This is a genomic window from Jatrophihabitans cynanchi (genome assembly GCF_027247405.1).
Taxonomy (GTDB): domain Bacteria; phylum Actinomycetota; class Actinomycetes; order Mycobacteriales; family Jatrophihabitantaceae; genus Jatrophihabitans_B; species Jatrophihabitans_B cynanchi.
Genome location: NZ_CP097463.1, coordinates 922,180 through 932,756, shown reverse-complemented (window position 1 = coordinate 932,756; position 10,577 = coordinate 922,180). Strand labels below are relative to the sequence as shown.

Genomic DNA, 10,577 nt, shown 5'->3' with positions numbered 1-10,577 from the left:
CACCACACGACGTGAGCGCAGGTCAACCGGGGGTGCCCGCTAGGGTCGTAGCTCACACGGCAACCTGACACCGGAGGCGGCGCATGGCCTGGACGTGGCGGTTCGAGGACGCCGACGGCGCCGAGCTGTCCAGCCCGGCGCCGTCCGCCCAGCCCGCGCACCAGAACCAGTCCGACGCGGAGAGCTGGCTCGGCGAGCAGTGGCGTCAGCTAGCCGACGCCGGCGTGGTCCAGGTGCGGCTGTTCGACGGCCCCACCGAGGTGTACGGGCCGATGCCGCTGAGCGAAGGCTGACCCGGGCCACCAGGTCCACCGCCCCAGCAGGGTCAGCAGCGAGGGCAGCACGATCACCCGCACCACCAGCGCGTCGATGAGCACCGCCACCGCCAGCGTGAAGCCGAGTTGCTTCATCTCGACCATGTGCAGCGCCGCGAAGATCGCGAAGACCGACACCATCACCAGGGCGGCGCTGGTCACCGTCCCGGCCGAGCGGGTGATGCCGGCGCGCACCGCGTGCCGCGTGCTCATCCCGCCGGCCACCGCCTCGCGGACGTGGTTCAGCACGAACACGTGGTAGTCCATCGACAGGCCGAACAGCACGGCGAAGGTGAACAGCGGGATCCAGTTGATCACCGCCCCGGTGGAGCGGAAGTCCAGCAGCTTCTCGGCCCAGGTGTGCTGGAACGTCAGCACCAGTACGCCGAACGCCGCTCCGGCCGACAACAGGTTGATCAGCGCGGTGCTCAGCGCGATGAGCGCTGAGCGGAACACCCAGCCCATGATCAGCATGGTCAGCAGCACCACGAAGCCGATCACCCACGGCAGCGCGTTCGACAGCGCGGTGTCGGTGTCCAGGCTCGTCGCGGTCTCCCCGCCGACCGCCCAGTGCACGTCGTGCAGCCCGCGCACGGCGCCCGGCACGAGCGTGCCGCGCAGTTGGCGCACGCTGTCACGGGCGGCGCCCGACTCCGGGTCGCGGTCCGTCGCGATCTGCAGCACGTGCACGGTGTGATCGGCGGACGTGCGCACCTCACCACTGCCGGCGACGAACAGCGCGTCGCCGTCCAGCCGGCCGGCCAGCTCGCGCAACCGCGCCGCCACCGCACCGCTCTCGCCGGCCGGTGCCTGCACCACGATGTAGTGCGTGGTCGACCGGCTCGGGAACGCCGCGGTGAGCCGCGCGAACGCGTGCGTCTCGCCGATCGACTGCGGCAGGGTCTGCAGCGTGTCGCTCTGCAGGCGCATCGACAGCGCGGGCACGGCGAGCGCACCGAGCGCGAGCACCGAGATCAGCAGCGTGCGGCCGGGCCGGGTCAGCGCCGGACGCAGCAGCCACGGCAGCAGCCGGGGCTCGCGGTCGGCCGTGGACCAGCGCCACAGCACCGGCACGCGGGGACGGTCGATGCGGCGGCCGAGCTTGACGAGCACCGCGGGCAGCACGGTGAGCGAGCTGAGCACCGCGACGGCGACCACGATGATCGAGCCGGCCGCCAGAGAGGCGAACACCGGGTCGCCGACCACGAACAGCCCGAGCATCGCGACGATCACGGCGAGGCCGGACACGATCACCGAGTGCCCGGACGTCTCGGCGGCGATCTCGATCGCGTCCAGGTGACTGCGCCCATGGCGGTGTCGTTCGCTGCGTGCCCGCTTGACGTAGAACAGCGAGTAGTCGACGCCGACGGCCATGCCCATCAGCAGGATCATCGAGGAGGTACTGCCGGAATCGGGGATCAGGTGCGAGACCAGCGCGGACAGCCCGGTCGCCGAGCCGACCGCGGACAGCGCGAGCAGCACCGGGACGCCGGCGGCGAGGATGGCCCCGAACGCGACGAGCAGGATGACCAGGGTGACCGGCAGGCTGAAGTCCGCCGCCGCGCCGAGGTCGCTGCTCACCTGATCGTTGACCGCGTTGGTCAGCGAGGCCGCACCGGCCTGCTCCACGCGCAGCGCCGGGAACGCCTGCTGCGTCTTGGCGGTCGTGTCCAGCAGCGGGCCGACGCGATCGCGCGCGTCGCCGGGATTGCCGCGCAGCGTGACCTCGACGAGCACCGCGGCGCCGTTCTTCGCCGTCACCGGCGCGTCGACCTTCGCCACCTCGGGCAGGACGGCCATCCTGCTGCGCACGTCGTGGGCGGCCCTGGCGGCGGCGGCGTGATCGAGCGTGCCCGACCGGGCGGTGATCAGCACGTCCTCGGTGGCCGGCTCGCTCAGTCCGGAGTCGTGGACCAGCTTGGCCGCATGCCCGGCCTGCCCGGGCGTGGCGTCGACCTCGGAGATCGTGCGCAGGCCCGACAGGTTGCCGATCGCGATGCAGGCGCTGACGAACACCAGCCACAGCGCGATCGCGCGCCACGGGTGGGTGGCGCTCCAGCGGGCCACCCGGACGGTGGCCGGCCTGCGGGTGGTGGCGGGGGCTTGGGACACGGCTGCGCCTCTCTCGGGTTTCGGACGGCATCTGCTGCGGACGGCATCTGTTGCGGACGGCTTGCCGGCCGAACCTCACGTTGCCGTCCGGACCTGCCGCACACACGGGTGCTCGCTCCCCAGGCACGGTGGAGTTAGCACCACCACCCCGGCCACGAAGGTGGGTCAGGATGGAGGCACCGCGAACACTGCGAACACCGCGAAGCCTCAGGAGTGTCGGATGCGTCAGGAACTGCTCAACCGGCTCCGGCTCCTGCTGTGGGCGGGTGCTGCGACCGGGCTCGCCGTCGCCAGCCTGGTGCTGTTCGTGCTGACCCTCGCCGGCTTCCCGCTGGTGCTGGTGTGGATCGGCCTGCCGATGGTCTTCGGCGGCATCGTGGCGGTGCGCCCGATCGGGAACGTGCACCGCCGGTACGCGGGCGCGCTGCTGGGCCGCGAACTCGGCTCGCCCTACCTGCGCCCGGTGCCGGGGAACCTGCTGGTGCGGCTGCGTGCCCTGCTCGCGGACCCGGCCACCTGGCGGGATCTCGCCTGGCTGACCGTGAACGCGACCGTCGGGCTGGCGCTGTCGCTGATGGCCATCGTCGAGGCGATCCTGGACCTGCTGTTCTGGTGGCTGCCGGCGGGCGTGCTGATCCGCGTGCACGCCTACCTGGCCTGCGCCCTGCTCGCGCCGAACGATCGGACCACGCTGGCCCAACGCGTCCAGCAGTTGACCGAGTCGCGCGCCGAGACCGTCGACACGTCCGCGGCCGAACTGCGCCGCATCGAGCGCGACCTGCACGACGGCGCGCAAGCCCGGCTGGTCGCGCTCGGCATGAGCCTCGGGATGGCCGAGGAGCAGCTGGCGCGGGACCCGGACGCGGTGCGCGCCCTGCTCGCCGAGGCGCGCGAGACGTCCAGCCAGGCGCTGACCGAGTTGCGTGACCTGGTGCGCGGCATCCACCCGCCGGTGCTGGCCGACCGCGGCCTGGTGGGCGCGGTCCAGGCGCTGTGCCTCGCGTCGCCGATCCCGATCGCGGTGCAGGCCGACGTCCCGCAGCGGCTGCCCGCGCCGGTCGAGTCGGCGGCCTACTTCGCCGTTGCCGAGACGGTCACCAACGTGATCAAGCACAGCGGTGCGACGGCCGCCGAAGTCCGGCTGGAGCATCGCGACGGGGCGCTGCACCTGCAGGTGAGCGACAACGGCACCGGCGGCGCCGACCCGGCGCGCGGCACCGGGCTGCGCGGGATCGAGCGGCGGCTCGGCGCGTTCGACGGCACGCTCGCGGTGCAGAGCCCGCCGGGCGGTCCGACGGTCGCGGCTATGGTGCTGCCGTGCGCGTTGTCATCGCCGAGGACCTCGCCCTCCTGCGGGACGGGCTGATCCGGCTGCTCGAAGCGCACGACTTCGAGGTGCTCGAAGCGGTCGACAACGGGCCGTCGTTGCTGCGCGCGCTCACCGAGCATCGTCCGGACGTGGCGGTCGTCGACGTCCGGCTGCCGCCCACCTTCACCGACGAGGGGTTGCGGGCTGCCCTCGAGGCGCGGGCCGCGGTGCCCGGCCTGCCGGTCCTGGTGCTGTCGCAGTACGTCGAGCAGTTGTACGCGCGCGAGCTGCTGGCAGACCGCAGCGGGGGAGTCGGCTACCTGCTCAAGGACCGGGTGTTCAACGTGGGCCAGTTCGTCGACGCAGTGCGCCAGGTCGCAGCCGGTGGCACCGCGATGGACCCGGAGGTCGTGGGGCAACTGCTCAGCCGTCGCTCGGCCGCGGACGAGCCGATCGGCACGCTCACCCCGCGCGAGCGGGAAGTGCTGGCGCTGATGGCCGAGGGGCGTTCGAACGCGGCGATCGGCGCGCGCATGTTCATCACCGAGAAGGCGGTGAGCAAGCACACCAATTCGATCTTCACCCGGCTCGGTCTGCCGCCGTCGGAGGACGACAACCGCCGGGTGCTCGCCGTGCTGGCCTACCTGAACAGCTGACCCGCGGTTAGATCTCCTCGCCGATGTCGACCTGGGGCGCGGGCAACCGCCAGCGCCGTGGCAGGTAGGCCCGGCTGCCGGCGTAGAACCCGATCGACATCGCGCCGCCCTGGGCCGAGCCGGTGCGCTCGATCGAGAGCCGGCGCACCTTCCGTCCGACGAAGAACCACTCGACGATCAGGCTGACGAACACCGCGACGATCACGATCTGGACGATCCAGGCGCCCGGGATCACGTAGCTGGCGATCATCAGCGGGAACAGCCAGAGCAGGTAGTTGCTGAACATCCGGTGCGAGTCGACGTAGTCGCGCGCGATCCGCCGCGTCTCGCCCTGGTCGCGCCGCGGCAGGATGTCGCCCGCGCGCAGCGCCGCGCGGCGCTCGGCCGGGGTCATCGCCTTTCCGGACGCCGCCCGCGCCGCCTTGGACTGCTTGGCGAGCTCCTTCTGCCGCGCGTAGGCCTCCTTGCGGGTCTTCGGCGCGACCACCGGGCCGCGCTGGCCGACGACCTCGCGGCGTTTCGGGGTGGGCCGACCCTTGCCGTGGGGGGCCGCGACGGGCTCCTCGACGACCTCGGGCTGCTGCGACTGGCGACGTTTCACCCGTCCAGAGTACGGACGGCCCCGGCCGGGCGAGCATCCGGCCGAGAGCACACAGGACGCCGTGCTGCAATGTGAGCGCCCACAGCGCACCGCCCCCGAGGGAGTACCCATGGCCGAACCGTGGCGCGAGCGCGCCCGCCAGGTCGGCTGGGTGCTGCTGCCACTGCGGGCCTTCCTCGCGATCGTCTTCCTCGACGGCGGCATCTCCAAGATCGCCGATCCGCGTTTCCTCGACGACGCCTCGCCACTGTCGATGCACGCCTCGGTCACCGCGATCCGCGCGAACAGCCCGATCGGCGGTGCGCTCGGAGTGGTCCAGAGCCACTCGGTCGCCTTCGGAGTCGCCATGGCCGTTGCCGAACTCGCCGTCGGGATCGGGCTCGCGCTGGGCCTGTTCACCCGGATCGCCGCGGCCGGCGGGATGCTGCTCGCGCTCTCGCTGTGGCTGACGGTCAGTTGGGGCGCCTCGCCGTGGTTCACCAGTGCGGACGTCGTGTACCTGTTCGCGCTCACTCCGCTGCTGATCGCGGGCGCGGGCTGGCTGTCGCTGGACGCCTGGCTGGACCGGATGCGCGCCGCGCACCCGCGCGACGACCGCACCCGCCGCGCCCTGCTCGCCGGTGGCACCGCGCTCGTCGGCGCGATGGTGCTCGGGCTGGCCGCGCTGTCACGTCCGTCGCACCGCTCGCGCCGGCAACGGCAGATCGACACCGCGCTGCCGTCCCAGCCGCTCACGCCGGTCGGCGACGTCCCGGTCGGTGGGGCGGTGCAGGTCACCGTCCGGTCCGCCGACGAGCCGGCCTGGGTGCTGCAGCTGCAGGCCGGCGCATTCACCGCATTCGACGCGCGCTGCCCGCACCAGGGCTGCATCGTGGACTTCGTCTCGGCCGCCGACGGCTTCGCCTGCCCGTGCCACCACTCGCGGTTCGATCCGCAGGGCCGGCGGCTCGACGGTCCCGCGCCGCGGGGGCTGACGCCCATCCCGGTGCGCGTCCAGGACGGTGACGTGCGTACCCGCTGAGCCGAAGGCGGTTACTATGGGGAATAGGTGGCGGGACCGGCCCGGTTGGCCCCGTAGCAAGACGCCGACACTGCACCACGACCTGGCACCACGATCTGGGGAGCATCATGACTGCAGCCGAAACGACCACCGTCGAGCTCATCACCGCGCCCACGGACGCACCGGCGAGTTCCCTGACGCTGACCGACGGGGCGGCCGAGAAGGTGCGCTCGCTGCTCGACCAGGAGGGCCGCGACGACCTGCGGCTGCGCGTCGCCGTCCAGCCGGGCGGCTGCTCGGGCATGCAGTACCAGCTGTTCTTCGACGAGCGCAGCCTCGACGGCGACGTCGAGCTCTCGCTCAGCGGGGTACCCGTCGTCGTCGACCGGATGAGCGCCCCGTACCTGGGCGGCGCCACGATCGACTTCACCGACACGATCGAGCAGCAGGGCTTCACGATCGACAACCCGAACGCGTCGGGTGGCTGCGCCTGCGGCAACTCGTTCTGCGGCTGAGCGCCGGCGGGTAAGACAGAACAGCGCGCCGTCGCCGCGCTGATTGGGTAGCGTGCCGAGCATGCCAGTCCTCGTCGCAGGGTCGATCGCGACCGATCACCTGATGCACTTCCCGGGCAAGTTCACCGACCAGTTCATGGCCGACCAGCTGCACAACGTGTCGCTGTCGTTCCTGGTCGACGATCTGGTGATCCGCCGCGGCGGCGTCGCGCCGAACATCTGCTACGGCATGGCCCAACTGGGCGGTGCTCCGGTGCTGATCGGCGCGGTCGGCGAGGACTTCGAGGACTACCGCGCCTGGCTCGAGCGCAACGGCGTGAACTGCGAGCACATCCTGGTTTCGGAGTACCACCACACCGCACGCTTCATCTGCACCACCGACGACGACCTGTGCCAGATCGGCTCGTTCTACACCGGCGCCATGAGCGAGGCGCGCAACATCGAACTCGCACCCGCCTGGCGCGCCACCGGCGCGGACCTCGTGGTGATCAGCGCCGACGACCCGGACGCGATGGTGCGGCACAGCGAGGAGTGCCGCCAGCTCGGGTACCGCTTCGCCGCCGACCCGTCGCAGCAGGTCACCCGGATGGCCGACGGCGACGCGCTGATCAAGCTGATCGAGGGTGCCGACCTGCTGTTCAGCAACGAGTACGAGCGTGGGCTGCTGGAGTCGAAGTCCGGCCTCAGCAGCGACGAGGTGCTCGCCCGCGTCAACGTCCGGATCACCACGCTCGGCAAGCGCGGCGTGGAGATCAGCGGCCGCGATGTCGAGACGATCGTGGTGCCGGTCGCGAAGGAGCGGGCCAAGGCCGACCCGACCGGCGTCGGGGACGCGTTGCGGGCCGGGCTGTTGACCGCGCGTGACTGGGGCTTGTCGTGGGAGCGGTCCGCCCAGGTCGGCAACACGCTGGCCTGCTATGTGCTGGAGACGCTCGGCACCCAGGAGTACGAGATCAAGCCGGGCGACTTCGCCGACCGGCTCGCTGAGTCCTACGGCGACGACTGCGCCGACGAGGTGCTGCCCTTCCTGTCCTGACCCGATCGTGCAACCCGCTGCGGCCCAGCGCCGCAGGAAGTTGCACAATCGGGTCAGAGCCGGACGGGGTAGGCCGGCTCGGGCACCTCGGGCGTGATCCGCTGCTCGACGAAGATGCCGTGCCAGAGCAGGAACACCAGCAGCGTCCAGATCTTGCGCGAGTAGTCATGCGGGCCGTCGCGGTGCTCGTCCAGCAGCCGCAGCGCCGCCTGCCGGTCGATCAGCTCGTCGGCCTGCGACTCGGTGATGATCGCGCGGGCCCAGTCGTACATGACGTCCTTGAGCCAGTGCCGGATCGGGACCGGGAAGCCCAGCTTCGCCCGGTGCAGCACGTGCGGCGGGACGATCTCGGCCAGCGCCCTGCGCAGCGCGTACTTGGTCGTCTCCCGGGTGATCTTCAACTCGGTCGGGATGGATGAGCCCACCGCGAACACCTCGGTGTCCAGGAACGGCACCCGCAGCTCCAGCGAGTTCGCCATCGTCATCTTGTCGGCCTTGACCAGGATGTCGCCGCGCAGCCAGGTGAACAGGTCGACGTACTGCATGCGCGTCGAGCCGTCCAGGTGCGTCGTCTGCTCGTACAGCGTTCTCGTGACGTCCATGTACGAGACGGCGGGGTCGAACGCCTTGTACAGCCCGCGCATCTCGTCCGGCCGGAAGATGCGCGCGTTGCCGTAGTAGCGCTCCTCGATGCCGATCGCGCCCCGGCGCAGCAGGTCCTTGCCGCGGGTCCCCTCCGGGATACGCTCGGACAGCCGACCCAGGCCTCGGCGCATCCCTCCCGGCAGCTTCTCGAACGCACGCAACGAGATCGGCTCGCGGTAGATAGTGTACCCGCCGAACAGTTCGTCGGCGCCCTCGCCGGACAGCACCACCTTCACGTGCTTTCGCGCCTCGCGGGCGATGAAGTACAGCGGCACCAGTGACGGGTCGGCCACCGGGTCGTCCAGGTACCAGATCACCAGCGGCAGGACGTCCATCATCTCCTGCGCCGAGACGACCTTGGTGATGTGCTCGACGCCGATCGCCGCGGCCGACTCGGCAGCCACGTCGATCTCGCTGTACCCCTTGCGCTCGAAGCCGGTCGTGAAGGTCAGCAGCTTCGGGTTGTGCCGCTTGGCGAGAGCCGCGATCGCGGTGGAGTCGATGCCGCCGGACAGGAACGAGCCGACCGTGACGTCGGCGCGCATGTGCTTCTCGACGGAGTCCTCGAGGGCCTCGGTGATCTGCCGGTACAGCTTCTCCGGTTCGGCGACCGGCTTGATCGCGAAGTCGGGGTGGAAGTACCGGTGCGGGCGCACCGGCTCGCCGGGGCGGACGGTGAAGTAGCTGCCGGACTCGATGCGGCGCACCTGCGTGTGCATCGACGCCGGCTCCGGGACGTACTGCAGCGTCAGATAGTGCTGCAAGGCGGTGTGGTCGACGTCCTTGCTCACCGCCTCGCCGGCGACCGCGAGCAGCGACTTCTTCTCGCTGGCGAAGAACGAGCCGCGCTCGTCGGTGAACGTGTACATCGGCTTGATGCCGAACCAGTCGCGTGCCCCGAACAGCACCCGCTCGTGCGCATCCCAGATGACGAACGCGAACATGCCGCGCAGCTCACGCACCACCTTCTCGCCGAGGTAGTGGTAGCCGGCGACGATCGCCTCGCCGTCGCCCTCGGTCTCGAACGTGGCGCCGAACTCGCGGGCCAGCCGGTCGCGCAACTCGAGGTAGTTGTAGATCTCGCCGTTGAAGATCAGGTGGTAGCGCCCGCCCAGCCAGGACAGCGGTTGGTGGCTGTGGTCGATGTCGATGATCGAGAGCCGGTTGAAGCCGATCACGACGTCCGGATCGGACCAGGTGCCGCCCTCGTCCGGGCCGCGATGGCGCATCTGGGGGAGCGCACCGCCGATCGCGGGCTCGACAGCTTTCGCGTCACCGGTGGCCGAGAGGAATCCGATCAGTCCGCACACGCGTCCAGTATCCCGGACGCGGCGGGCGCAGGCCGGCGGGGCGCCACCGGCCGGGCACGCGGCGGCGACCCCATCCCCGCGTGGGCGGGCCGGTCCAGTAGTCTCCGAGACGAGGCAGAACGAGTCCGAGAGGCGGTCTTAGGGTGCATCGCAGACGCTGGGCGCGGGGTGGCCGCGCCGTGCTGCTCGCCGGCGCGCTCGCCCTGGTGCTGACCGGCTGCTCGGCGCACGACGTGGAGAAGAAGCTGCGGTTCGGCTGGCCGACCGGTGTCACCAAGCAGGCCGAGAAGATGCGCGTGCTGTGGACCTGGTCCGGTGTCGCCGCGCTGTGCGTGGGTGTGCTGGTGTGGGGCCTGATCTTCTGGTGCTGCATCCGCTACCGCAAGCGCAACGACGAGTTGCCGCGCCAGACCAAGTACAACCTGCCGATCGAGCTGGTGTACTCGCTGGCGCCGTTCATCATCATCGCCGGGCTGTTCTACCGCACCGTCATCGTCGAGGACGATGTCAACAAGCTCAGCAAGAACCCCGACGTCCTCGTGCAGGTCGACGCGTTCAAGTGGAACTGGCAGTTCGAGTACCTGGACAGCCACGACACCAAGACCGTCTACTCCAGCGACAAGAAGACCCCGCTGTCCACCGTCGGGTCGGACGACGAGATCCCGGTGCTGGTGCTGCCCAAGGGCGAGACGGTCCAGATCATCGAGCACTCCGAGGACGTCGTGCACTCGTTCTGGGTGCCGGAGTTCCTGTTCAAGCGGGACGTCATCCCGTACGGGCCGGACCACACCAGCGAGGACAACCGCTTCGAGTTCACCGCGACCCAGAACGGCAGCTACGTCGGCCGCTGCGCCGAGCTGTGCGGCACGTATCACTCGCAGATGAACTTCGAGGTGCGCATCGTCGACCCCGCCGTGTTCGAGAAGTACCTCGCCGCGCTGGACAAGGCCGGCCAGGACAACCCCGCGCGGCAGTCGGTGGCGCTGAAGGCGGCCGGTATGGCGCCGCGCGCGACGACCACGTATCCGTTCAACACCGATCGCGCCGCGCGGTCCGCGTCCGAGAAGTCGGGGAGCTGA

Annotated in this window: 10 protein-coding genes; 7 read left to right on the top strand and 3 right to left on the bottom strand. The window is 70.7% G+C overall.

The window, feature by feature from the left end; genetic code table 11:
* Positions 1 to 83: 83 nt before the first annotated feature.
* Positions 84 to 293, top strand: coding sequence for a hypothetical protein (locus tag M6B22_RS04540; protein ID WP_269444592.1), 210 nt, complete (start codon positions 84 to 86; stop codon positions 291 to 293).
* Here M6B22_RS04540 and M6B22_RS04535 read toward each other — a convergent pair.
* On the bottom strand, positions 210 to 2,426 hold the full coding sequence (locus M6B22_RS04535; RefSeq protein ID WP_269444591.1) for an MMPL family transporter: 2,217 nt from the start codon (positions 2,424 to 2,426) through the stop codon (positions 210 to 212). The two genes, M6B22_RS04540 and M6B22_RS04535, sit on opposite strands and share 84 nt — an antisense overlap.
* Before the next feature lie 220 nt (positions 2,427 to 2,646).
* Between M6B22_RS04535 and M6B22_RS04530 the strand changes: the two genes are divergently transcribed.
* Positions 2,647 to 3,792 (top strand): sensor histidine kinase, encoded by a 1,146-nt coding sequence (locus tag M6B22_RS04530; protein ID WP_269444590.1) that lies wholly within the window; start codon positions 2,647 to 2,649, stop codon positions 3,790 to 3,792.
* Positions 3,744 to 4,391 carry a LuxR C-terminal-related transcriptional regulator gene (locus tag M6B22_RS04525; protein ID WP_269444589.1) on the top strand — a complete coding sequence of 216 codons (648 nt, stop codon included), beginning with the start codon at positions 3,744 to 3,746 and terminating at the stop codon, positions 4,389 to 4,391. Before M6B22_RS04530 ends, M6B22_RS04525 begins: the two co-directional genes overlap by 49 nt.
* A gap of 7 nt (positions 4,392 to 4,398) precedes the next feature.
* On the opposite strand, the gene M6B22_RS04520 is transcribed toward M6B22_RS04525, so the two are convergent.
* Complete coding sequence (locus M6B22_RS04520; protein WP_269444588.1) at positions 4,399 to 4,992, bottom strand: DUF3043 domain-containing protein; 594 nt, start codon at positions 4,990 to 4,992, stop codon at positions 4,399 to 4,401.
* Between the two features lie 109 nt (positions 4,993 to 5,101).
* Between M6B22_RS04520 and M6B22_RS04515 the strand changes: the two genes are divergently transcribed.
* From M6B22_RS04515 to M6B22_RS04505, 3 genes are all read left to right on the top strand, one after another.
* Complete coding sequence (locus M6B22_RS04515) at positions 5,102 to 6,013, top strand: Rieske 2Fe-2S domain-containing protein (protein ID WP_269444587.1); 912 nt, start codon at positions 5,102 to 5,104, stop codon at positions 6,011 to 6,013.
* Between the two features lie 104 nt (positions 6,014 to 6,117).
* A complete protein-coding gene (gene erpA, locus M6B22_RS04510) occupies positions 6,118 to 6,507 on the top strand; it encodes an iron-sulfur cluster insertion protein ErpA (RefSeq protein WP_407935642.1) in 390 nt (129 codons plus the stop codon).
* A 61-nt stretch (positions 6,508 to 6,568) separates the two neighbouring features.
* Positions 6,569 to 7,543, top strand: a complete 975-nt coding sequence (locus tag M6B22_RS04505) for a carbohydrate kinase family protein (protein WP_269444585.1) — start codon at positions 6,569 to 6,571, stop codon at positions 7,541 to 7,543.
* 53 nt (positions 7,544 to 7,596) lie between these two features.
* Here the strand turns inward: M6B22_RS04505 and asnB are convergent, their stop codons facing one another.
* Entirely contained in the window at positions 7,597 to 9,498 is a 1,902-nt protein-coding gene (gene asnB, locus M6B22_RS04500) for an asparagine synthase (glutamine-hydrolyzing) (RefSeq protein ID WP_269444584.1), read from the bottom strand.
* Positions 9,499 to 9,641: 143 nt separating this feature from the next.
* On the opposite strand from asnB, the gene ctaC reads away from it, so the two are divergent.
* The gene (gene ctaC, locus M6B22_RS04495; protein ID WP_269444583.1) at positions 9,642 to 10,577 is read left to right on the top strand and encodes an aa3-type cytochrome oxidase subunit II; all 936 of its coding nucleotides are present in this window, start codon (positions 9,642 to 9,644) and stop codon (positions 10,575 to 10,577) included.